At 63.6% G+C, this 21,033-nt stretch carries 22 protein-coding genes; 9 read left to right on the top strand and 13 right to left on the bottom strand.

Annotated elements, in window-relative coordinates; all coding sequences use genetic code 11:
- Positions 1-4 precede the first annotated feature (4 nt).
- Positions 5-1,150 carry an alpha-hydroxy acid oxidase gene (locus EN990_RS00380; protein ID WP_013530347.1) on the top strand — a complete coding sequence of 382 codons (1,146 nt, stop codon included), beginning with the start codon at positions 5-7 and terminating at the stop codon, positions 1,148-1,150.
- Positions 1,151-1,177: 27 nt separating this feature from the next.
- Positions 1,178-1,951, top strand: coding sequence for a metallophosphoesterase (locus tag EN990_RS00375; protein WP_063172771.1), 774 nt, complete (start codon positions 1,178-1,180; stop codon positions 1,949-1,951).
- Between the two features lie 38 nt (positions 1,952-1,989).
- Here EN990_RS00375 and EN990_RS36550 read toward each other — a convergent pair whose 3' ends face one another.
- The gene (locus EN990_RS36550) at positions 1,990-2,121 is read right to left on the bottom strand and encodes a hypothetical protein (RefSeq protein ID WP_013893872.1); all 132 of its coding nucleotides are present in this window, start codon (positions 2,119-2,121) and stop codon (positions 1,990-1,992) included.
- 293 nt (positions 2,122-2,414) lie between these two features.
- Entirely contained in the window at positions 2,415-3,113 is a 699-nt protein-coding gene (locus EN990_RS00365) for a type 1 glutamine amidotransferase (RefSeq protein ID WP_027162214.1), read from the bottom strand.
- Between the two features lie 88 nt (positions 3,114-3,201).
- Here EN990_RS00365 and EN990_RS00360 point away from each other — a divergent pair, with 88 nt between their 5' ends.
- The 4 genes from EN990_RS00360 to EN990_RS00345 all read left to right on the top strand — a co-directional run bounded on the left by EN990_RS00360 (position 3,202) and on the right by EN990_RS00345 (position 7,380).
- Positions 3,202-3,849, top strand: coding sequence for a hypothetical protein (locus tag EN990_RS00360; protein WP_127370155.1), 648 nt, complete (start codon positions 3,202-3,204; stop codon positions 3,847-3,849).
- Between the two features lie 31 nt (positions 3,850-3,880).
- Positions 3,881-4,615 (top strand): 16S rRNA (uracil(1498)-N(3))-methyltransferase, encoded by a 735-nt coding sequence (locus tag EN990_RS00355; RefSeq protein ID WP_127370156.1) that lies wholly within the window; start codon positions 3,881-3,883, stop codon positions 4,613-4,615.
- A gap of 244 nt (positions 4,616-4,859) precedes the next feature.
- Complete coding sequence (locus EN990_RS00350) at positions 4,860-6,233, top strand: glutamate--cysteine ligase (RefSeq protein WP_013530341.1); 1,374 nt, start codon at positions 4,860-4,862, stop codon at positions 6,231-6,233.
- A 100-nt stretch (positions 6,234-6,333) separates the two neighbouring features.
- Positions 6,334-7,380, top strand: a complete 1,047-nt coding sequence (locus tag EN990_RS00345; protein WP_024502320.1) for a DUF937 domain-containing protein — start codon at positions 6,334-6,336, stop codon at positions 7,378-7,380.
- 160 nt (positions 7,381-7,540) lie between these two features.
- Here EN990_RS00345 and EN990_RS00340 read toward each other — a convergent pair whose 3' ends face one another.
- On the bottom strand, positions 7,541-7,831 hold the full coding sequence (locus EN990_RS00340) for a DUF1127 domain-containing protein (protein ID WP_127369365.1): 291 nt from the start codon (positions 7,829-7,831) through the stop codon (positions 7,541-7,543).
- 178 nt (positions 7,832-8,009) lie between these two features.
- Here EN990_RS00340 and EN990_RS00335 point away from each other — a divergent pair, with 178 nt between their 5' ends.
- The 3 genes from EN990_RS00335 to EN990_RS00325 all read left to right on the top strand — a co-directional run bounded on the left by EN990_RS00335 (position 8,010) and on the right by EN990_RS00325 (position 11,804).
- Complete coding sequence (locus tag EN990_RS00335) at positions 8,010-8,966, top strand: LysR substrate-binding domain-containing protein (protein ID WP_013530338.1); 957 nt, start codon at positions 8,010-8,012, stop codon at positions 8,964-8,966.
- 83 nt (positions 8,967-9,049) lie between these two features.
- Complete coding sequence (xseA, locus tag EN990_RS00330; protein WP_127367109.1) at positions 9,050-10,681, top strand: exodeoxyribonuclease VII large subunit; 1,632 nt, start codon at positions 9,050-9,052, stop codon at positions 10,679-10,681.
- Positions 10,682-10,685: 4 nt separating this feature from the next.
- Positions 10,686-11,804 (top strand): P1 family peptidase, encoded by a 1,119-nt coding sequence (locus EN990_RS00325; protein ID WP_127367110.1) that lies wholly within the window; start codon positions 10,686-10,688, stop codon positions 11,802-11,804.
- A gap of 70 nt (positions 11,805-11,874) precedes the next feature.
- Here EN990_RS00325 and EN990_RS00320 read toward each other — a convergent pair whose 3' ends face one another.
- The 10 genes from EN990_RS00320 to ehuA form a co-directional block, all read right to left on the bottom strand.
- Positions 11,875-12,129: a DUF768 domain-containing protein gene (locus tag EN990_RS00320; protein WP_127369275.1), complete on the bottom strand. Its 255-nt coding sequence runs from the start codon at positions 12,127-12,129 to the stop codon at positions 11,875-11,877.
- Between the two features lie 471 nt (positions 12,130-12,600).
- Positions 12,601-13,599, bottom strand: coding sequence for a N(2)-acetyl-L-2,4-diaminobutanoate deacetylase DoeB (gene doeB / locus EN990_RS00315; RefSeq protein ID WP_024502317.1), 999 nt, complete (start codon positions 13,597-13,599; stop codon positions 12,601-12,603).
- Between the two features lie 5 nt (positions 13,600-13,604).
- Positions 13,605-14,783 (bottom strand): ectoine hydrolase DoeA, encoded by a 1,179-nt coding sequence (gene doeA, locus EN990_RS00310; protein ID WP_063172777.1) that lies wholly within the window; start codon positions 14,781-14,783, stop codon positions 13,605-13,607.
- Between the two features lie 129 nt (positions 14,784-14,912).
- A complete protein-coding gene (gene eutC / locus EN990_RS00305) occupies positions 14,913-15,905 on the bottom strand; it encodes an ectoine utilization protein EutC (protein WP_127369274.1) in 993 nt (330 codons plus the stop codon).
- Positions 15,902-16,900 (bottom strand): hydroxyectoine utilization dehydratase EutB, encoded by a 999-nt coding sequence (eutB, locus tag EN990_RS00300; protein WP_127367171.1) that lies wholly within the window; start codon positions 16,898-16,900, stop codon positions 15,902-15,904. Before eutB ends, eutC begins: the two co-directional genes overlap by 4 nt.
- A gap of 3 nt (positions 16,901-16,903) precedes the next feature.
- Positions 16,904-17,680: an ectoine utilization protein EutA gene (eutA, locus tag EN990_RS00295; RefSeq protein ID WP_127367172.1), complete on the bottom strand. Its 777-nt coding sequence runs from the start codon at positions 17,678-17,680 to the stop codon at positions 16,904-16,906.
- Positions 17,681-17,683: 3 nt separating this feature from the next.
- Complete coding sequence (gene ehuD / locus EN990_RS00290; RefSeq protein WP_024502312.1) at positions 17,684-18,343, bottom strand: ectoine/hydroxyectoine ABC transporter permease subunit EhuD; 660 nt, start codon at positions 18,341-18,343, stop codon at positions 17,684-17,686.
- A 34-nt stretch (positions 18,344-18,377) separates the two neighbouring features.
- Positions 18,378-19,037 carry an ectoine/hydroxyectoine ABC transporter permease subunit EhuC gene (ehuC, locus tag EN990_RS00285; protein WP_013530328.1) on the bottom strand — a complete coding sequence of 220 codons (660 nt, stop codon included), beginning with the start codon at positions 19,035-19,037 and terminating at the stop codon, positions 18,378-18,380.
- A 157-nt stretch (positions 19,038-19,194) separates the two neighbouring features.
- Positions 19,195-20,046 (bottom strand): ectoine/hydroxyectoine ABC transporter substrate-binding protein EhuB, encoded by an 852-nt coding sequence (gene ehuB / locus EN990_RS00280; RefSeq protein ID WP_013530327.1) that lies wholly within the window; start codon positions 20,044-20,046, stop codon positions 19,195-19,197.
- An 87-nt stretch (positions 20,047-20,133) separates the two neighbouring features.
- Entirely contained in the window at positions 20,134-20,925 is a 792-nt protein-coding gene (gene ehuA, locus EN990_RS00275; protein WP_027162225.1) for an ectoine/hydroxyectoine ABC transporter ATP-binding protein EhuA, read from the bottom strand.
- Positions 20,926-21,033: the final 108 nt, after the last annotated feature.

Here is a 21,033-nt window from a genome sequence, read left to right as displayed (position 1 = left end):
GCCCATGAGCCAGATCCTGACCATCGCCGACCTCAAGGACCTCGCACGCCGGCGTGTGCCGAAGATGTTCTTCGACTATGCCGATTCCGGTTCGTGGACCGAAAGCACGTATCGGGCCAACGAGGAGGATTTCCAGAAGATCAAGTTCCGCCAGCGCGTCCTCGTCGACATGGACAACCGTTCGCTGGCATCGACGATGATCGGCGAAAAAGTGTCTATGCCGGTGGCATTGGCGCCAACCGGCATGACCGGCATGCAGCACGCCAATGGCGAGATGCTGGCGGCGCAGGCGGCGGAGGAATTCGGCGTGCCGTTTACCTTGTCGACGATGAGCATCTGCTCGATCGAGGATGTCGCCTCGGTTACCACGAAGCCGTTCTGGTTTCAGCTCTATGTGCTGCGTGACAAGGATTTCGTGCTCAACCTGATCGACAGGGCAAAGGCGGCGAAATGCTCGGCGCTCGTGCTGACGCTCGACCTGCAGATTCTCGGTCAGCGCCACAAGGACATCCGCAACGGGCTTTCGGCGCCACCCAAGCTGACGCTGACGAACATCGTCGACATGGCCATCCGCCCGCGCTGGTGCGCCGCCATGGCCGGCACCAAGCGGCGGACCTTCCGCAACATTGTCGGCCACGCCAAGGGCGTCGGCAACATGGCCTCGCTGGCATCGTGGACGACGGAGCAGTTCGACCTGCATCTGTCGTGGAAGGACGTCGCCTGGATCAAGGAGCGCTGGGGCGGCAAGCTGATCCTCAAGGGCATTCTCGACAAGGAGGACGCGCTGATGGCGGCCAAGACCGGCGCCGACGCGATCATCGTTTCCAACCATGGCGGGCGCCAGCTCGATGGTGCGTCGTCGTCGATCGGCGTGCTGGAAGAGATTGCCGACGCGGTCGGTGACACGATCGAAGTGCATATGGATGGCGGCATCCGCTCCGGCCAGGATGTCCTGAAGGCGCTTTGCCTCGGTGCCAAGGGAACCTATATCGGCCGGCCGTTTCTTTACGGCCTGGGGGCGCTTGGCAAGGAAGGGGTTACCAAGGCGTTGGAAATCATCCGCAAGGAGATGGACATCACGCTGGCGCTGTGCGGAAAGCGTCTTGTCACCGACATGGGCAAGGACCAGCTCCGGCGCCAGGTCCCGTGACCGCCTGACCACGGAGACACCGAAAAGTTGGCAGAATCCGGCATCCATTTTCTCGACGCGCATGGGCCGGACGGCATCCGTCTCTATGCGATCGGCGACGTCCACGGCCGGCTCGACCTGCTGGCGGCCATGCATCTGCGCATCAGGGCCGAGATCGAGCAGGAGGCGCCTGCCGACTGGCGCGTCATCCATCTTGGCGACTATGTCGACCGCGGGCCGGACTCGAAGGGCGTCATCGATTTCCTGATCGAAGCGCAAGAGCGAGACCCTCGTCACCTGATGCTGGCCGGCAACCACGACATCGGCTTTCTCGATTTTCTCAAGACCCCTGACCCGGAAGGGCTTTTCATCCGGTTCGGCGGCATCCAGACGGCACAGTCTTACGGCGTAACGATCAGTGAAGGCACAAGCGTGTGGTTCGGCAAGGCCGAATCGGCCGTGCGCAGAGGACATCAGGCACTGGTCGAGGCCGTGCCGCAAAGCCACATCGACTTCCTGCGATCGCTGCCGTTTTCCGTGACTTTCGGGGACTTCTTCTTCTGCCATGCCGGCATCAGGCCGGGCATTCCTCTGGAGAAGCAAAACCCGCAGGATCTGATCTGGATCCGCGACGTCTTCCACAACCACCCCGACCTCTATCCGAAGATCGTGGTGCACGGCCACACGCCGGTGCCGGAGGCGGAAGTGATGGCAAATCGCGTCAATGTCGACACGCTTGCCTGGCAATCAGGCATGCTGAGCGCGCTCGTCGTCGACGGCGCGGACAAACGCATCCTGACAATGACGATCAAGGAAGCTTGAGCGCCGCGCGTCGGAGGATGCGAAAGACGCTTCCCGCTTTAGCGCAGCGAGGCGGTGACGCCGTAACCGTCGACGGCGTTGTGGTTGTTGGCTGCGTCGGCGGCATAGATGCCGAGACCGCACAGCACGATGGCGGACAACATGGCAAAGGACAGAAGCGCTGCTTTCACGGAGGTCATCTCTTGTTGAGCTTTCTGCATCTGTGCACCAGGCGGTTACCAATGCGTTGAAACGGAGAATTCGCTTCAAAGTTTCGACGATTTTGCGCTTCTAGGCATGTTCTGTATCAACGGTGTGTCGCGCGGGTCACACAAAAGGTTCATAGCCGTTGCACAGAAGATGCAGAGCGCGCGCCTTCTAGGATGGCGGGCGGACACAAGCCAAGAATGAAACCGTTTTCCCCAGGCGGTTTCACCGCCGCGTGCCAATTATGTCACGCTGGAGGGTACGGAGAGACCAACGCTCAGATGGTCGCTACCCAGGCCCGGGCAATGGCGAGGCCAGCGGCATCCGCATCGGGCCCGTTGCGGGCCATTTCGCCATCGAGCTTGCCGGCCCAGTCGGGATGGCGCGCAGCGATGGTCGGGGCAAAGGACGCGCTCCAGTCCTTGACCATCGGCCGGTCGGCCTCGAAGTGAAACTGGAAACCGTACACGGCGCGGCCGACGCGAAATGCCTGGTTCTCGGCGACATCGTTGCCGGCAAGCCGCACGGCGTTTTCGGGCAACACGAAGGTGTCGTCGTGCCATTGGAAGATCGGGAACTTTGCCGGCAGAGCGCCCAGCACCGGATCGGCCTTGGCGTCAGGCGTCAGCGACACGCCGTGCCAACCGAACTCATTGGCGCCGCCGATACGGTTCTCGCCACCAAAGGCACGAGCGACGAGCTGGCTGCCTAGGCAGATGCCGAGCACGGCGCGATCCTTGTCGGCAAAGTCGCGGGTCAGTTCGAGCAGTGCCGGGAAATAGGGGTACTCATCGTCGGCCAGCGCATTCTGGCCCCCGCCGAGCACCACCATGGCATCATGCCCGGCCGCGTCATCCGGCAGGGGATCGCCCCTGTAAGGGAGACGCAGGTCGAGATCGGCGCCCGCTTCCGCAAGTGCTGCGCCGACCTGGCCGAGGCCGGTATTGTCGTAGTTCTGGACCACCAGCACCCGCATCGCAAAACCCTGCTGACATGAAAAAGCTGCGACGAGCGATATCATGCCGCTCGCATTGCAGCCAAGATGCGTGTCCGGAGAGAAAACTATGCCACTGCAGAACCGGGTCGATCCGTTCGGTATCATCCACGCGGTGCCCGATCGCGGCATGTTCACCGGCAATCGCGGCATCATCCACGACCCCGAGACGAAGACGCTCAAGAAAAAGCGCTGGGCGCTTCAAGCCTGGATCATCTGCGTCTGCCAATTCCGAAATGTGCGGCGCGAACCGATGGGCCGCAACCGGAAGGGCGGTAAAGCGGGCTGGACCGAGCTGTTCTTCCTCGACGAGGTGACCGCACTGGCGGCCGGGCATCGCCCCTGCTTCTTTTGCCAGCGCGAACGGGCCAGGGATTTCGTCGGCCGCTTCGGCGAAGCCTTCGGCATCGCCGAACCGCGCGCGCCGATGGTCGACAAGCGGCTGCACAAGGAGCGGCTGGCGTCAGGCGGCAAGCCGCCGGTGATTGCGGTTGAAGACCTTGCCGGCCTGCCGGACGGCGTCGTGGTTGCGGATGGCGGCACTGTTTATGCCCTGCGTAGCGGCAAGGCACTGCGCTGGTCCTTTGCGGGATATCAGCACCCCAACGATTTCGACATGCTCAAAAGCAAGACACTCTCGCTACTGACGCCGGCCACGACGCTCTGCGTGCTGCGGCACGGCTTTCGGCCGGTGTGGCATCCGACCGCCGAGGCTTGACGCCGGCGGCCGGCTCGCTCATTCCTCGGCGATGCGCGCCAATTACAAAATGCAACGTCTGTTCGTGATCGACGATCTCGCGCCGGACATCGAATTCGAGGCCGGCCAACAGCAGAGCCACTATCTCCTGCATGTGCTGCGGCTTGGCGAAGGCGCCGAAATCCTGGTGTTCAATGGCCGCGACGGCGAGTGGTCGGCGGCCATATCGGCGAAGACGAAAAGGGCGGTGCGGCTGAAGGTGTCGGCGCTGCAGCGGCCGCAGCCGCCTCTGCCCGATCTCGTCTACTGCTTTGCGCCGCTGAAGCAGGGGCGGCTCGATTATCTCGTGCAGAAGGCGGTCGAGATGGGCGCCGGCATCCTGCAGCCGGTCATTACCCAGCACACGCAAGTGGCCAAGCCGTCGATCGATCGCCTGCGCGCCAATGTCGTCGAAGCCGCCGAGCAATGCGGCATCCTGGCGGTGCCTCAGGTGCGCGAAGCCGAAAAATTCGACCGCCTGTTGACCGGCTGGGACACAGAGCGACGGCTGATCTTCTGCGACGAGGATGCTTCGACCAACAATCCGCTGGCCGCGCTGCAGGCGGTCAAGGAAAAGAAGCTTGGGCTGCTGGTCGGGCCGGAGGGTGGCTTTTCCGACGATGAGCGCAAGATGCTGCGCGCCCTGCCCTTCGTCACCGCCATTCCGCTCGGCCCGCGTATCCTGCGCGCCGACACCGCGGCGGTGGCCGCGCTCGCGGTCATGCAGGCGACAGTCGGAGACTGGTGAGACGTCATCCCTTGCAAGGGACGGAGAGCGGAGTAACGTTCAATTCCTGTTGACCTGTGGCTCAGGATTTTTCGCTTGATCGTCTGCTGACATTTCGTCCATTTAGCGCCGGCGATCGTCCGATCGTCCTACAGCGCCCGCCTCCTTTCGGACGTGCAAAGGACACTGTAGCATTCCATTGGGGCACATGATCCCGGCGAAAGTCGAAAGCCGATTTTCGGGGTCATGTGCAGAGGGTTCATAAATGGCGCGCGATACGACCGATTTCCGCCCGATCGAAGGTGTCGACGAACTTGTCGAGCACCTGGCCGAAGGCAACAAGCCGCGCGACAAATGGCGCATCGGCACCGAGCACGAGAAATTCCCCTTCTATGTCGACGGCAATGCACCGGTCCCCTATGGCGGCGAGCGTGGCATCCGCGCCATCCTCGAAGGCATGCAGGAAAAGCTCGGCTGGGATCCGATCGTCGATGACGGCCGCATCATCGGCCTGGTCGAACCGACCGGCCAGGGTGCGATTTCGCTGGAACCCGGCGGCCAGTTCGAGCTTTCCGGCGCACCGCTGGAGACGATCCACCAGACCTGCCGCGAGGGCAATGCCCATCTGGCGCAGGTGCGCGAGATCGCCGAACCGATGGGCATCCGCTTCCTCGGCCTCGGCGGCAGCCCGAAATGGTCGCTTGCCGAGACGCCGAAAATGCCGAAATCGCGCTACGAGATCATGACGCGCTACATGCCCAAGGTCGGCACCAAGGGCCTCGACATGATGTACCGCACCTGCACGATCCAGGTGAATCTCGACTTCGAGAGCGAGGCCGACATGCGCCGCAAGATGCAGGTGTCGTTGAAGCTGCAGCCGCTGTCGACGGCCTTGTTCGCCAATTCGCCTTTCACCGAAAGCCACCCGAACGGCTTGCAGAGCTGGCGCGGCGACATATGGCGTGACACCGACAACCAGCGCTCGGGCCTGCTCGAATTCTGCTTCTCGCCCGATTTCGGTTTCGCCGACTATGTCGAATGGGCGCTCGACGTACCGATGTATTTCGTCATCCGCGACGACCGCTATCACGACATGACCCACATCACCTTCCGCCAGTTCATGGCCGGGGCCGCGCGCAATGAAGTGCCGGACGGGCTGCCGACAATGGGCGACTGGGCGAACCATCTGTCAACGCTGTTCCCGGATGTGCGGCTGAAGCGCTTCCTCGAGATGCGCGGCGCCGATGGCGGGCCGTGGCGGCGCATCTGCGCGCTGCCGGCCTTCTGGGTCGGATTGCTTTATGATGAGGCCGCACTCGATGCCGCCGAGGCGCTGACCTCGAGCTGGACGTATGAAGAAACGCTGGCGATGCGCAATGCCGTGCCGGAACAAGGCATCTCCGCACCGTTCCGCAACACCACGCTGCGCGAGATCGCGCGTGACGTGATGGTCATTTCCCGCATGGGACTGAAGAACCGTGGCAAGAAGAACCGCGACGGCTACGACGAGACCTCCTTCCTCAACACGTTGGACGAAGTGGTGGCGCGGGGCACCACCAGCGCCGAGGAGATGCTGTCGGCCTATCACACGCGCTGGGGCGGCTCGATCGAGCCGGTTTTCATGGAATACGCCTATTAACCCTCGGATTTGGCAAAGCTGACCGGCCGGCAAAAGTCGCTTCAATCGGAAGTGGAAACAAACTAGGCTTCTTCGGCGAGGATTTCCGGAGGAGACGCCGATGCCCACCTTGTTCGACATGCTGACGCAGGCCCAGAACGGCAATGGCATGCAGGCCCTTGCCCAGCAATACGGGCTTTCGATGCAGCAGACGCAAGCCGCGGTCGCTGCATTGCTGCCGGCCTTTTCGCAGGGGCTGCAACGCAACACCGCCGACCCCTATGGGCTCGGCGCCTTCATGACGGCGATGGCCAGCGGCCAGCACGCCAAGTATTTCGAGGACGCAACCCGGGCCTTCTCGCCGCAAGGCGTCGATGAGGGCAACGGCATTCTCGGGCACCTGTTCGGTTCGAAGGATCTGTCTCGCGCCGTGGCCAGCCAGGCGGCGCAAGCCAGCGGCGTCAATCAGCAGATCCTGCAGCAGATGCTGCCGGCGATCGCCTCGATGGTCATGGGCGGGCTGTTCAAGCAGACGGCAAACCAGATGCAGGCCGCCGGTGGTTTTGGCGGCGGCGGCAACAATCCGCTCGGCGAGATCATCGAGCAGATGATGCGGCAAGGCGGCGGCATGCAGGCCCCGGCGCCGCAGCCGCGCCAGGCGCCGCCGCCCCAGAACCCGATGGACAACCCGCTCGGCAAGGTGTTGCAGGACATGTTCGGCGGCGGCGCGGCTCAGCCACAGCCGCAAAGCCAGACGCAGCCGGCACCCAATCCCTACGGCGACAATCCGCTCGGCAAGGTGCTGCAGGACATGTTCGGCGGTGGCGCGCCTCAGCCGCAGCCGCAGGGGCGGGCGCAGCCGCAGCCCCAGCAGACGCAAAGCCCCTACGGAGACAATCCGCTGGGGAAAATCTTCGAGGAGATGCTGCGGCAAGGTGGCGGTGGCTTAGGCGGCATCCCCGGCGGACAGCCGGCGCCGCAACAGCCTCAAGCGCCCCCGCAACGTCAGGCACCGCAGCCACAGGCCAATCCGAGCGGCCGTCCGAAAAACCCGTTCGACGACCTGTTCGGCAAGATGTTCGAAACCGGCGCCCAGCAGCGTGATGACTACCAGAAGGGCGTGGAGACAATCTTCGACCAGTTTAAGCGGGACATGGACCGGCGGTAGGCGGTCTTCGCTGAGGTAGAAAGAGAAAAGCCCGGTCCTGGGAGGACCGGGCAGAGTGCAGGCGGGCCGGGGGGATCCGGCAGGGAGTGGGAGCCTGCATACTCGTCAGTCGCGTCGAACCCTGAAAAGGTTCACGGCAACCTAAACAACAAGCATCCGATCAGGCCACCTTGCGAACGAAATCCTCGATCGTTTCGATGCGATCGCTGGCGATCTCGCGCAGCATCGCCGTCGGGTCGCGGCCAAACGGCACGTCGATAGCGACATGCAGGTCGGCGCGCGTCAGGCCGATATCGGCGAGTTCGGCGTCCGACATCTCGCCAAGGCGATAGAAGGCGCGGCGGTTTTTCCAGGCGCGGTAGATGTTGGAGACGGTGTTGGCCACGCGCGTCGCAACGGCCGGACGCGAGGTGATGCGCGAGGTCTCGGTGGCGAAATCGAACGTGGTCATTGTCGGTCTCCTTCAGACTCGAACGGGCAAAGCCTTGCGATCGGCGCTGGCGACAGCGGCCGTTCCGGCTTCGATTCACATGCCTTCATGTGGACAATGCCAATTTGCCATCGGCCGATTGATTAATCCAACGAATGTTTCTAATCTTTACCATCAACACCAGTGATGGATCATATCGATGAAATCGCCGCTCGATCTCGATCAATTGCAGACCTTCATCTCGATCGCCGATACCGGCAGCTTCACGCGAGCAGCCGAAGAGGTGCACCGGACCCAGTCAGCGGTGTCGATGCAGATGCGCCGGCTGGAGGAGCGGATCGGCAAGCCGCTGTTCGAAAAGGACGGACGCACCAACAGGCTGACCGAGGAAGGCGACAAGCTGCTCTCCTATGCGCGGCGGCTGCTCTATCTCAACCGCGAGACCCTGGCGGCCTTCGACGACCGGCGGCTCGAAGGCACGATCCGCATCGGCACGCCCGACGACTACGCCGATCGTTTCCTGCCCGAGATCATGGCACGGTTCACCCGCTCCAATCCGCGCGTCGAACTCACCGTCATCTGCGAGCCGACGCCGGGGCTGGTCGAGCATATCAAGCGCGGCAATCTCGATCTCGCGCTGGTGACGCACAACGACGTACGCGGCCAGTCGGAGGTGGTGCGGCGCGAACCGCTGCTGTGGGTCACCTCGGCCAACCATGCCACGCATGAGCAGGAAACGCTGCCGATGGCCTTCGGCCGGCCGAACTGCATCTGGCGGCGCGCCGCGGTCGATGTGCTCGACCAGCAGAACCGCGACTATCGCATCCTGTTCACCAGTTTCTCGGCCACCGTCATCACCGCCGCGGTTCTTTCCGGGCTGGCAATCTCGGTGCTGCCGGAATGCGCGCTCAGACCCGGTATGCGGGTGCTGGGCGAAGCCGACGGCTTCGGCGCCCTGCCCGATTGCCGCATCGGCATCATGCGCGGCCAGACGTCGCGGCCGGAGATCGTCGATGCGCTCGCCCGCCATATTTCGGAAAGCCTGGACAACATCTCGGTGCCGGTCGGCGAAGACCCCGGAACGTTCGATTTCGCAGCGCTTGCCTTCACCAAGCTGCGGCGAACCAAGCCGAACCAGATCCTGCCCGGCTGGTAGGCAGGGCCAGGTGTGCGGGTTATGAACGGCTGGCCCGACGCAACCGCCTTGACGCGGGCGCCCAACCGTTCCCCAATCGACGGATGAGCGAAGCAGCATCCGAATCACGCACCAACGCCGCCGAATATACGGTGAGCGAGATTTCCGGCGCGCTGAAGCGCACGGTCGAGGACGTTTTCGGCAATGTGCGGGTGCGTGGCGAGATATCAGGCTATCGCGGGCCGCATTCCTCAGGTCATGCCTATTTCGCGCTGAAGGACGACCGCGCGCGGCTCGACGCCGTGGTGTGGAAAGGCACGATGAGCCGGCTGAAGTTCCGTCCCGAAGAGGGCATGGAGGTGATCGCCACCGGCAAGCTCACCACCTATCCCGGCAAATCCAACTACCAGATCGTCATCGACAATCTGGAGCCTGCCGGCGCCGGCGCCCTGATGGCGCTGCTGGAAGAGCGCAAGCGGCGGCTGCAGGCCGAGGGGCTGTTCGACACCGGTCGCAAGCGGCTGCTGCCGTTTATGCCGCGCGTCATCGGCGTCGTCACCTCGCCGACAGGGTCCGTCATCCGCGACATCATCCACCGCATCAAGGACCGCTTTCCGCTGCATGTCCTGGTCTGGCCGGTGCGTGTTCAGGGCGAGACGTCAGGCGCGGAAGTGACAGCCGCGGTCAACGGCTTCAACGCGCTGGCATGGGATGGCGCCATCCAGCGGCCCGATCTGTTGATCGTGGCGCGTGGCGGCGGCAGCCTCGAAGACCTCTGGGGGTTCAACGACGAGGCGCTCGCCCGCGCGGTTGCCGCTTCCGGCATTCCGGTGATCTCGGCTGTCGGCCACGAGACCGACTGGACGCTGATCGACCTCGTCGCCGACGTGCGGGCGCCGACACCGACAGGCGCGGCCGAAATCGCCGTGCCGGTGAAGGCCGACCTCGAAGCAACGCTTGCCAGCCTCGGTGCGCGGCTGAAAGCGGCGGTGCTGCGCAATTTCGAGCGCAAGCGGCAGGCCGCCCGTGCCGCCGCCCGGGCTCTGCCCTCGCCCGATCAATTGCTGGCGCTGCCGCGCCGGCGCCTCGATGAGGCGACATCCAGGCTCGGCCGGGGCCTGTTGGTCTCCACCGAACGCAAGCGTGCAAGGTTTTTTGCCGTGAAACTGACACCGGCAATGCTGTCGCAGCGCATTGCAGAGGCCCGGCGCACCAACGAACGCAATCTTTTGCGAGCACAAGGGGCACTGCGTGCGATGGCAAGAGCCCGGCGTGCGGAGCTTAACCGGGCGGCGGATCAATTGCCAAAATGTGCCAGGGCTTCGCTGCAGCGGCACAAGCAGCAACTGGCCATGCTGCAAGGCCGCATCACGATCGAGCCGACGGCACGGCGGCAACGCGTGCAGAGGGATTTGCTGACAGCTTTGACAAGACGCGGCACGCAAGCAGTGGTGCTCAGGCTGGAGCGCCTGCGCGGCCGCGTCGTCCAGGCCGACAGGTTGATGGCGTCGCTGTCGCACAAGGCCGTCCTGGCCCGCGGCTTTGCGCTGGTGAGGGATGCGGACGGCGCCGTCGTCAAGCAGGCTGCCGACGTGGTGTCGGGAATGGCGCTTTCGCTCGAGTTCGCCGACGGGACCGCCGATGCGGTGGCAATCAGCGGCACGGCAAAACCGAAAGCCGTGGCCAAGCCGGCGGCCAAGGCCAAAGAGCCTGGCAATCAGGGATCCCTATTCTGACACCATGACCGACAATCCGCATCATCTGGCAACGCCCTCAGGCAAACCGCGCGCGCGAAATTTCGGCATCGGCTTCGACGGACGGCCTGGACCGTTCAACGCGATCACCGATGTGCCCGGCGTCGCGGTCGGCTATGCGACGCTGATCTCGGGCGATGGCACGCTTGTCGTCGGCGAGGGACCGGTTCGCACCGGCGTGACCGCGATCCTGCCCAGGCCGCTTGCCGACCTCGCCAACCCGGTCTTCGCCGGGATCTTCAGCCAGAACGGAAACGGCGAACTGACCGGCTCGCACATCGTCGAGGAAACCGGCGCTTTCAACTTCCCGATCACCATCACCAACACGCATTCCTGCGGCGTTTCCCGCGACGGCACGCTGCGCTGGATGCAAAGCGTGCTGCCGGCGGCGCTTGACAGCGGCTGGGGACTGCCGGTGGCGGCGGAGACCTATGACGGCTTCCTCAACGACATCAACGGCCACCATTTGACGTCGGAGCATGTTGCGCAGGCCCTCGACGGTGCCGCCGGCGGACCGATCGAGGAAGGCAGCGTCGGCGGCGGCACCGGCATGATCACCTTCGGCTTCAAGGCCGGCTCCGGCACGGCATCGCGCATCGTCGAATGGCACGGCCGTGCCTATACGGTCGGCGCCTTCGTGCAGTCCAATTTTGGCAAACGGCGCAATATTGCCATTCGCGGCCTGCGCGCCGGGCCGCAACTCGTCGAACCGGCTGTCCGCGAAGGCACACCGCGCGCCGAAAAGGGTTCGATCATCGCCGTCATCGCCACCGACGCACCGTTCCTGCCGCATCAGATGAAGCGGCTGGCCCGACGGGTGCCGCTTGGCGTCGCCATGACCGGAGGCTTCGGGTATCACAGTTCAGGCGACATTTTCATCGCCTTCTCGACCGCCAATGCGAGCGCCGCGCGGGCGCCATCCGGCCGCATCGCCAGTGCCGATTTTATTCCCGATACCGACATCGATCCGTTTTTCGATGCGGTGATCCAGACCGTGGAGGAAGCAATCCTCAACGCGCTGGTTGCCAATGACGATATGACCGGACGCGACGGGAATTTCGTGCCGGCGCTGCCGAAGACGTGGCTGAAGGAGACCTTTGGCTGAAGACAAAAACGCGGGCCAGAAGCCCGCGCTGCAACAATGTCGCCGCTATGCGATCATTCGGCGGCTTTGATCATTCGGCGGCTTTTCTGGGGGCCTGCTGGCTTTCTTCGGCCTCGGCCGCTTCCTCAAGCCGGGATGCGATAAGTTCCTGGATATCGCCGACTTCTTCCTGGATATCCTCCAGCGGAATGCCGACCTCGGCCGCCTCGGCGGCGCACTCCTTGGCCAAGGTTTCGGCCTGCTTGTCGATCCTTGCCTGAGGGGACTGGCAATGGACCTTTTCGCCGATCCATCCCCGCAAGAATTCGATGGCGTGTTCGCTCATACTGCTGTTCCCTGGCGGCAAAGCCGGTTGGTAATCATAAACGTCGACATCCCCCAAAGGATGCATGTCCCCATTCCAGCCGAGTCGCGGTCAGCCGGCAAGCCAATGCCGTCCAAGGTCCACAGAGCCATAGGAAATCGAGGGGTCAAGGGCATTTTCTGATTCTGGAGGGGTCGGTACCGTTGGCTGGGTCACACCCAGCGCTGCGCCACTGTTTCTATTTGCTTTTTTCCGGTTTCCGAGCCGATTTCCGTCACAATAGATGGCGCAAAACACTACACATTCACAGTTGCTTCGAGGTGCTGCCCTCGGGCGCGCGGGTCGAAGCCGCCGCTATATAGTGACATCCTCCTGCAATGTCGACTCCGCCCGCTATCCTGCTTCTTTCCGCCGCGCCGAAGGGCTCCGCGACGGACGCAGAACAAGTGACGATGGACCCGAACCGGGTGGAGCAGGCCCCGGCGGAGCCGCTCAGACGTGCACAGCCACCACCGCCGCGCAGTCGCCGGCCTTAACCAGCCCGGGGAAATGCCGCGCCGCAAGCATGCCCGACATTTTTGCCCGGATCTCCTGCGGAGCGACGCCGGTGCGGCCGGTGGAATGAATGCGCGCCAGCACCGAGCCTTCTTTGACGGGCTCACCGAGATCGACCATGGTTTCGATCATGCCGTCGTCTTCGGCGAACGAGAAACAATCGCCCGACGGCATGTCGAGCCACTGGGTTCGAGTCTTCTCGACCGCACCATCTACAATGCCGGCATGACGCAGCACGTTGAGAATGCCGCGCCTCGCGATCCGCACGGTTTGCGCGCGCGACGTGCCGCCGCCGCCAAGTTCGGTGCTGACGAAGACCTTGCCCATCTCCTCGGCTGCCGTGTCGTACATGCCAACGGCGTCGATCTCGATCATGCGCATCGAGAACGGAGCGGCAAAGGCCGCGACCGCGTCAAAGGCTTTCTGTTCCAGCGCCTTGTCGGGCAAAGTGTGCGCCGCGCAGAACGGCACGAAGTCCAGCGTCTTGCCGCCGGAGTGGAAGTCGAACACGATGTCGGCGCGAGGCAGCAGCTCACGTTGAAAGTAATCGGCGATCTTTTCGGTCACCGTTCCGTCCGGCCGGCCGGGAAAGCTGCGGTTCATGTTGCCCTTGTCGATCGGCGAGGTGCGCGTGCCGGCGCGGAACGCCGGATAGTTCATTGCCGGCACGATGATCACCGTGCCGCTGACTTGCCTGGGATCGAGGGTCCTGGCGAGATCGTAGAGGGCCAGCGGCCCCTCATATTCGTCGCCATGGTTGGCGCCGGACAGCAGAGCTGCCGGTCCGTTGCCGTTGCGGATGACGCAGATCGGTATCATCACCGAGCCCCACGCGGAATCGTCGCGGCTGTAGGGCAAGCGCAGGAAGCCGTGCTGGACGCCGTCGCGGTCGAAATCGACGGTCGGCGCGACCGGTGATGAGCGTAGATTCGACATCGGGCTCAATCCTTCACCACCAGCTTACGCGGCACATTGGCCAGGCACTCCACACCGGTTTCGGTGATCAGGATGGACTCGGTGATCTCCAGTCCCATCGTTTCCAGCCACAGGCCGGTCATGAAATGGAAGGTCATGCCGGGCTTGAGTTCGGTGCGGTCGCCGGGACGCAAGCTCATCGTGCGCTCGCCCCAGTCCGGCGGATAGGACAGTCCGATCGAATAGCCGGTGCGGTTGTCCTTGACGATGCCATACTTCTTCAGCACGGCGAAGAAGGCGTTGGCGATGTCCTCACAGGCGTTGCCGGGTTTGGCCGCGGCCAGCCCCGCTTCCATACCTTCCAGCGTCGCCTTCTCGGCATCGAGGAATTCCTGCGTCGGCTTGCCTAGGAAGACGGTGCGCGACAGCGGGCAGTGATAGCGGTTGTAGCAGCCGGCGATCTCGAAGAAGGTGCCCTCGTCCCGCTTCATCGGTCTGTCGTCCCAGGTCAGATGCGGCGCCGAGGCATCGGCACCCGACGGCAGCAGCGGCACGATCGCCGGATAGTCGCCGCCGATGCCATCGACGCCGCGCGTGCCGGCATCATAGATTTCGGCAACGAGATCGCATTTGCGCATGCCGACCTCGATCTTGTCGAAGATGCGCTGGTGCATCGCCTCGACGATGCGAGCCGCCTTGCGCATATAGTCGATCTCGGTCGGGCTCTTGATCGCGCGCTGCCAGTTGACCAGCGCGGTGGCATCGACAAAGCGGGCATTGGGCAAATGCTTCTGCAGCGATGCGAAGGCGGCGGCCGAGAACCAGTAATTGTCCATCTCAACGCCGACTGTCAGCTTGCCCCAGCCGCGATCCGCAAGCACGCTGGCCAAAAAATCCATCGGGTGGCGCTCGGTCGACTGCACATAGTGATCGGCATAGCCGACGATGTTATCATGCGCGAGATAGGCAGTGCGCTTGGCACCGTTGGCGTCCTGGCCACGGCCGTACCAGACCGGCTCGCCCGATGGCGGCACGATAACCGCCTGATGCACGTAGAACGACCAGCCGTCATAGCCGGTCAGCCAGGCCATATTGGACGGGTCGCTGATAACAAGAAGATCGACGCCCTTCACCTCCATGGCTTTGCGTGTCTTGGCGAGGCGATCCGCATATTCGCCGCGCGAGAATCTCAGGTTCGGTTGCATTGTTCTTGGTCCTCGTTTGTTGGGCCTTGAGCCTGTTTCAACTTCGTTGAAACCGGCCCGTCGTTCTTGTTTGGGCGTGATCTTTCGGAAAACCGGTTCCCACTTTTCCGGATCACGCCTTGGCCAGCATCAGCTTTCGAAAATGGCCCCGGAACCGGCCACCCGCGCCCGATCGCGGGCGAACGTAGCTATCGCCGTATCCTGAACGCCGGTGCCGGTCAGATCGGCGATGGTGATGTCGCTGGCCGAGCGCCGACCGTGCCGTTTACCGGCGATAATCTGGCCAAGTTCGGTCACCTCTTCCTCAGCGGCCATCACGCCCGCCGCGATGGCGTGATGCAGCTCACCCAGCCGCCGCGTCTGACGGGCGCTGTCCGCGACATAGAGATCGGCCATGCGCAGGATTGCCGGCGCGATCTCGTTCTTGTGCTCGGCGTCGGAGCCCATCGCCGTGATGTGCTGGCCGGCGGAAACGAAACCCGCCTTGATCAGCGGCTCGGTCGAAGGCGTGGTGGTGACGATGATGTCGGCGCCGACAACTGCGTTTGCCGCGTCGGGCTCGGCATGCACGAGAATGCCGAGCTTTTCGCGCAGGGCTCCGGCGGTTGCCTCGGCCTTTGCCGCATCGCGCGCCCAGATGCGCGCCTCGGTAATCGGCCGCACCAGCATCAGGGCTTCCAATTGCAACCCGGCCTGGACGCCGGCGCCGAAGATCGCGGCAACTGACGAGTCCTGCCGCGACAGATGTTTGGCGGCGACGGCGCCGGCAGCAGCGGTTCGGATATCCGTGAGATAGCCGTTGTCGAGCAGCAGTGCTTCGACCAGCCCGGTTTTGGACGACAGCAGCACCATCATGCCGTTGACGCTGGGCAGGCCGAGCTTCGGATTGTCGAAAAAGCCGGGGCTGATCTTGATGGCGAAACCGTCGATATCAGGCACGTAAGCGGTCTTCACGTCGACCTCGCCGCGATGCTCGGGAATATCGAGCCGCAGGATCGGCGGCATCGCCACCGGCAGGGTGGCAAGCGCACGGAAGGCGTTTTCGACGCAGGCGACTGCATCGAGATCGAGTGTCACGATCGCGCGCAATTCTTGCTCGGTGAGGATCGTCATCCGGCTCATGCGGCGTGCTCCTTGAGCGATGGCGCCTCGCCGCAGACGATCCTGCGGTGCGCGTCCATATCGATGTTGCGGCCGGAGAGAAGCACGACCACCGGCCCGTCCGACCTGACCTTGCCGGCGAGTAGCGCGGCGATGCCGACCGCGCCGGCGCCCTCGACGATTTCGCGTTCGCGCGCATAGGCGTGACGGATGCCGGCGGCGATCTCGTCCTCGCTAAGCAGGATGATACCATCGAGCAGGTCGCGGCACATGGCGAAGGTCAGCCGGTTGTCGAGGCCGATGCCGCCGCCGAGCGAATCCGCCAGCGTCGGCAATTCTTCCACCAGCACCGGGCGGCCGGCATCGAGGCTGGCCTTCATCGCCGCGCCACGAGCCATCGAGACACCGATGATCTTTGTGCCGGGGCTGACGCCTTTGATGGCCGCGGCAACGCCTGAGGCGAGCCCGCCACCCGACAACTGCACCAGGACGAGGGCAGCATCCGGGACCTGTTCGATCATCTCAAGCCCGAGCGTGCCTTGCCCGGCGACAATGTCGGGATGGTCGAAGGGCGGCAGCATAACCAGCCCCTCTTGCGCCACCAGCCGATCGACCTCCTGCTGGGCATCGTCCTGACTGTTGCCGATAATGCGAACCTCCGCGCCCAGCCGGCGGATCTCGTCGAGCTTGTTTTCAGGCACCAGCCGCGACATGCAGATCACCGCGCGCATGCCCTCAAGCTTCGCCGCATGCGCCAGCGCGCGGCCGTGGTTGCCGGTCGAGGCCGCGACCACGCCACGCGTCTTCTCCGCGGTGCTGAGCGAAGCGACGGCATTCGAGGCGCCGCGCAGCTTGAAGCTGCCGGTGGTCTGCCGGTGTTCGAGCTTGAGGTGGACGGGGACGCCCAGCCCTTCGGAAAGACTTTGGGACAGCACTGTCGGCGTGCGCTCGACCTTGCCGGCAATGCGCTCACGCGCGGCGCGAATGTGCTCAAGAGTGACCTGTGTCATGATCATCAATCAGGCGGCAAATGGCTGCGTCATCAGACGGCCGAATTCGGGACGCGGCGTGTCATCTCCGCACAGCCGCAGACAATTCCAGGCGGTCGCCTGGTTGCTGGTCACCACGGGACGTCCAATAGTTTTTTCCATTCCGGTGACCGCGAGGGCGCTACGCAGCGCCGTGCAGGAGACGAACAGCGCATCGGCGCTGGCGTCGATCGCCTCACGCGCCAGTTCGACGAGGGCCGCCGGTGCGATGCGCGCCATCTCGCGGTCGTCCTCGAAACCGAGGCAGGTGAAGCTGGCGATCTCGAAGCCGTGCGCCGCGAAATAGGCGGCCATCGGCCTGGATGTCTCGACCGTGTAGGGAGTGAGGATGCTGATCTTGCTTGCGCCCAGCGCACGCAGCCCGCGCACGCCCGCCATCGGCGGGGTGATTACCGGCACGGCGGGCTTTGCGACCTGGATCGCCGCCTCGATCTCGGCATCGCCGATCACCACCGAGGCCGAAGTGCAGGAATAGCAGACGGCATCGAGTGGCTCATCCGGCAGGATCAGGGCCGCGCCCGCCGTCAGCGCCGGCTGCATCTTGCGCAGGTTTTCGGGCGTCGTCGGGTTGGCATAGGGAATGCGCGCGACATAGACGCCGACGCGTTCGCTCGCCACCATGCGGCGGAAATCCGGTTCGCTGGTGTGGTCGGTGGCCAGGATGATCAGGCCGATGCGCCGCTCCAGCGGACGCGCATCCAGTGCCGGCCGTTTTGGATATACCTTGATCTCGGGCAAGGGTTTCATCGGTTACCTCTCGATCTTGCCGTAGCGGCGTTCCAGCCAGCGCAGCAACACGACCGAAAACAGACTGATGACCAGGAAGAAAGCACCGACCAGGGTGATCGGCTCGATATAGCGATAGTAGGTGTTGGCGACGCTTTTGGCCTGGTTCATCAGTTCCAGCACGGTGATCGCCGACAGCAGCGGCGTTTCCTTGAACATGGCGATAAAGTAATTGGCGAGCGCCGGAATCATCGGTGGGATAGCCTGCGGAACGATGATGTGGGTCCAGGTCTGACTGGCGCTCAAATTGCACGCCTTGGCGGCCTCCCATTGGCCGCGCGGCACATTGTCGATGCCGGCACGATACACCTCGGCCGTATAGGTGCCGTAATGCAGCCCGAGCCCGATGACACCGGCGACCAGCGGCGGCAGCAGGATGCCGATGTCGGGCAGCACGTAGAAGATGAAATAGAGCTGCACCAGCAGCGGCGTGCCGCGGATGAATTCAGCCGCCCAGCCGACCGTGCGCGACAACGCCTTGTTGGGCGAGCGGCGCGCCAGCGCAATGCCAAGCCCGACGATCGCCGCCAGCACCGAGCCGAGCAGCGTCGCCAGGATGGTGATCTTCACGCCCTGGATCAGCGTTGGCATGATTTCCCAGACGAAATTCCAATCCCATTCCATCAGTAGGCCCAATTTATCAGAAGGGAGTTGGCCATCAGGCACGCACCCCGTCGAGGCCGCGCGCCATGCGTCGTTCCAGCGAGCGCACGCCCCACGAGATGAGCAGGGCGAGGATGAAATAGATGATCAGGATGGTGGTGAACGGCACCAGGGTGTTGCCGGTCTGGGCGCGCACCACCTGCGCCTGGAAGGTCAGGTCGGTGAGCGAGATCAGCGACACCACGGCGGTCGCCTTGAGCAATTCGATGGCATTGTTGCCAAAGGTCGGCAGCATCACCAGCAGCGCCTGTGGCAGGATGATGTGGCGCATGCCTTGCCAGCGGCCGAGATTGAGCGCTGTGCAGGCCTCATACTGTTCGCGGCCGATCGACTGGATGGCACCGCGCACCACTTCGGCGGCGTAGGCGCCGACATTGAGGCCGAGCGCCAGCACGCCGGCCTGCAACGGGGTCAGCGAAATGCCGATGAAGGGCAGCACGAAATAGGCCCAGAACAACTGCACGAAGATCGAGGTGCCGCGGAAGAACTCGATGTAGGCGGTGGCCAACCAACGCAGCGCAAAGAAGCGCGACACGCGCCCCATGCCGGCGAGGAAGGCCATGATCAGCGCCAGCACCGACCCCATCAGCGTCAGCTCGATGGTGACAAGCGCTCCCTGCAATATCAGGCCGAAATAGCCGGACCACTGGGTCATTCGGTTTCCAACGTTGGGTTTAGCATCTTCTCCCCGTTTACGGGGAGAAGATGCCGGCAGGCAGATGAGGGGCGGCGCGAACTTGCGAAGGTTTGGCGCCGCCCCTCATCCGTCACTTCGTGACACCTTCTCCGCGTTGAACGGGGAGAAGGAAGAATCACTTCGCCGCGCAGAGCTTGTCGCGGCTGGTCGACATCGCGGCTGCCGCCGAGAAGCCGTAGGGCTCGATGATCTTGGCGAACTCGCCTGATTTCTTCATCTTGGCCAGTTCCACATCGAAGGCGTCGCGCAGTGCCTCGTCGCCCTTCTTGAAAGCGGCGCCGTCGCAATAGACCGGTGCGCCCTGCACCGGAGCGATGACTTCGAGGTTCGGATCGTTGGCCTTCTTGACCAGATCATTGATCGACAGGACGGGCAGCGAATAAGCGTCGATGCGGCCATCCTGGAGCATCTTCACGCCGCTCTGGCCATCCGGCACGACGATGACGCGATCGCGTGGCACGCCGGCATTGAGCGCGAGCTTCTCCTCGGTGCCGCCGCCCGGCGCGCCGATGGTCGCAGTCGTATCCTTGGCGACATCCTCATAGCTCTTGAAGCCCTTTGGATTGCCTTTCTTCACCAGCATCGCCTCGGCGTCGCACAGCACGGGTTCCGAATAGGCGACCGCAGCACAGCGCTCCGGCTTCATGAACAGGCCGGCGGTGACGACATCGAAGCGACCGGCCTGCAGGCCGGGGATCATGGCGCCATATTCGGAGATCGAAGCGGCAACGTCGGCGACGCCGAGCCGCTTGAATATCTCGCGGGCCACATCAGGCGCGGCACCCGAAACCTTGCCGTCGGCGGCGACCGCCGTATAGGGCGGCTCGTTGGCGATGGCGAGGCGGGCGAAACCTTGCGCCTTGAGCTGCTCGAGCTTGCTGTCATCGGCCGAACCGGGGATCGAGGCGGCCAGCACCGCCGTCAGTGCAAGACCGGCAACGCCGGCCAGAATGCCAAGTTTGTTCATTGTTCCCAACTCCTTGTTTCTTGTCTTGCTTTGTTGCATGGCGGCCCTCGCCGCCTCGGGACGACTTCGTCGCCCTGGGCATTGCGGTCAGACCCGATGTCCGGCCGCGATGATCTTCTTCAGGAAACCTTGCGTGCGCTCCTGCTTGGGATTGCGGAAAATCTCGTCCGGTTTGCCTTCTTCGACGATCCTGCCGCGATCGAAGAACAGCACCCGGTCGGCGAAATCATGGGCAAAGCCCATCTCGTGGGTGACCAGCAGCATGGTCATGTCGGTCTCGGCGGCGAGCTTGCGCATGACGTTCATCACCTCCTCGACCAGCTCTGGATCGAGCGCCGACGTCACCTCGTCGAACAGCATGATCTTCGGCGACAGCGCCAGCGCCCGAGCGATCGCCACGCGTTGCTTCTGCCCACCGGACAGCTGCGCCGGCATGTTCTTGGCCTTGTCGGCCATGCCGACCATTTCGAGCAGTTCCATCGCCCGCTTTTCGGCGGCGGCACGCGGCGTGCCCTTGGTCAGCATCGGCGCCAGCGTGACATTGTCCATGACGCACTTGTGCGGAAACAGGTTGAACAGCTGGAACACCATGCCGATCTTCTGGCGCATCCTTGTCAGATGCCGCTCATCGGCGGGCAACAGCTGGCCATTGCGCTCCATGTGATAGAGCTGCTCGCCGTCGATCTGGATATGACCGCCATCGATGCGCTCCAGCGTCATCAGGATGCGCAGGATCGTCGTCTTGCCCGAACCCGATGGGCCGATCAGTGCCAGCTTCTCGCCGGGCATGACTTGCATCGACAGGCCGTCCAGCACCTTGAAGCTGCCGAAGCTTTTCGAGATGCTGTCGATCTTGATGATGGGCGCTGGTGCGGACAAATCTATTTCCCCGTGCTGGAGAAGCTTATGCCCCTTAACGATGCGGAACGCGCCAAATCATGTCAATTGGGAAAATAATATCATGACAATTATTCTGATTCCGCACAA

Origin of the sequence: Mesorhizobium sp. M7A.F.Ca.US.005.03.1.1 (genome assembly GCF_003997975.1) — a bacterium.
Lineage (GTDB): Bacteria > Pseudomonadota > Alphaproteobacteria > Rhizobiales > Rhizobiaceae > Mesorhizobium > Mesorhizobium ciceri.
Note: the sequence above shows the minus strand (reverse complement) of the source record. Positions and strands in the feature narration are given on the sequence as shown.

Bases quoted from the DNA above. Each gene is read 5' to 3' on its own strand.
- eutC (WP_127369274.1), bottom strand. From the start codon at position 15,905: ATGAGCCGGATGACGATCCTCACCGAGCAAGAATTGCGCGCGATCGTG.
- doeA (WP_063172777.1), bottom strand. From the start codon at position 14,783: ATGCAACCGAACCTGAGATTCTCGCGCGGCGAATATGCGGATCGCCTC.
- ehuC (WP_013530328.1), bottom strand. From the start codon at position 19,037: ATGACCCAGTGGTCCGGCTATTTCGGCCTGATATTGCAGGGAGCGCTT.
- EN990_RS00380 (WP_013530347.1), top strand. From the start codon at position 5: ATGAGCCAGATCCTGACCATCGCCGACCTCAAGGACCTCGCACGCCGG.
- eutA (WP_127367172.1), bottom strand. From the start codon at position 17,680: ATGAAACCCTTGCCCGAGATCAAGGTATATCCAAAACGGCCGGCACTG.
- EN990_RS00365 (WP_027162214.1), bottom strand. From the start codon at position 3,113: ATGCGGGTGCTGGTGGTCCAGAACTACGACAATACCGGCCTCGGCCAG.
- EN990_RS00345 (WP_024502320.1), top strand. From the start codon at position 6,334: ATGCCCACCTTGTTCGACATGCTGACGCAGGCCCAGAACGGCAATGGC.
- EN990_RS00350 (WP_013530341.1), top strand. From the start codon at position 4,860: ATGGCGCGCGATACGACCGATTTCCGCCCGATCGAAGGTGTCGACGAA.
- EN990_RS00340 (WP_127369365.1), bottom strand. From the start codon at position 7,831: ATGACCACGTTCGATTTCGCCACCGAGACCTCGCGCATCACCTCGCGT.
- EN990_RS00335 (WP_013530338.1), top strand. From the start codon at position 8,010: ATGAAATCGCCGCTCGATCTCGATCAATTGCAGACCTTCATCTCGATC.
- EN990_RS00355 (WP_127370156.1), top strand. From the start codon at position 3,881: ATGCGCGCCAATTACAAAATGCAACGTCTGTTCGTGATCGACGATCTC.
- ehuD (WP_024502312.1), bottom strand. From the start codon at position 18,343: ATGGAATGGGATTGGAATTTCGTCTGGGAAATCATGCCAACGCTGATC.
- ehuB (WP_013530327.1), bottom strand. From the start codon at position 20,046: ATGAACAAACTTGGCATTCTGGCCGGCGTTGCCGGTCTTGCACTGACG.
- doeB (WP_024502317.1), bottom strand. From the start codon at position 13,599: ATGTCGAATCTACGCTCATCACCGGTCGCGCCGACCGTCGATTTCGAC.
- EN990_RS00360 (WP_127370155.1), top strand. From the start codon at position 3,202: ATGCCACTGCAGAACCGGGTCGATCCGTTCGGTATCATCCACGCGGTG.
- EN990_RS00325 (WP_127367110.1), top strand. From the start codon at position 10,686: ATGACCGACAATCCGCATCATCTGGCAACGCCCTCAGGCAAACCGCGC.
- eutB (WP_127367171.1), bottom strand. From the start codon at position 16,900: ATGATCATGACACAGGTCACTCTTGAGCACATTCGCGCCGCGCGTGAG.
- xseA (WP_127367109.1), top strand. From the start codon at position 9,050: ATGAGCGAAGCAGCATCCGAATCACGCACCAACGCCGCCGAATATACG.
- EN990_RS00320 (WP_127369275.1), bottom strand. From the start codon at position 12,129: ATGAGCGAACACGCCATCGAATTCTTGCGGGGATGGATCGGCGAAAAG.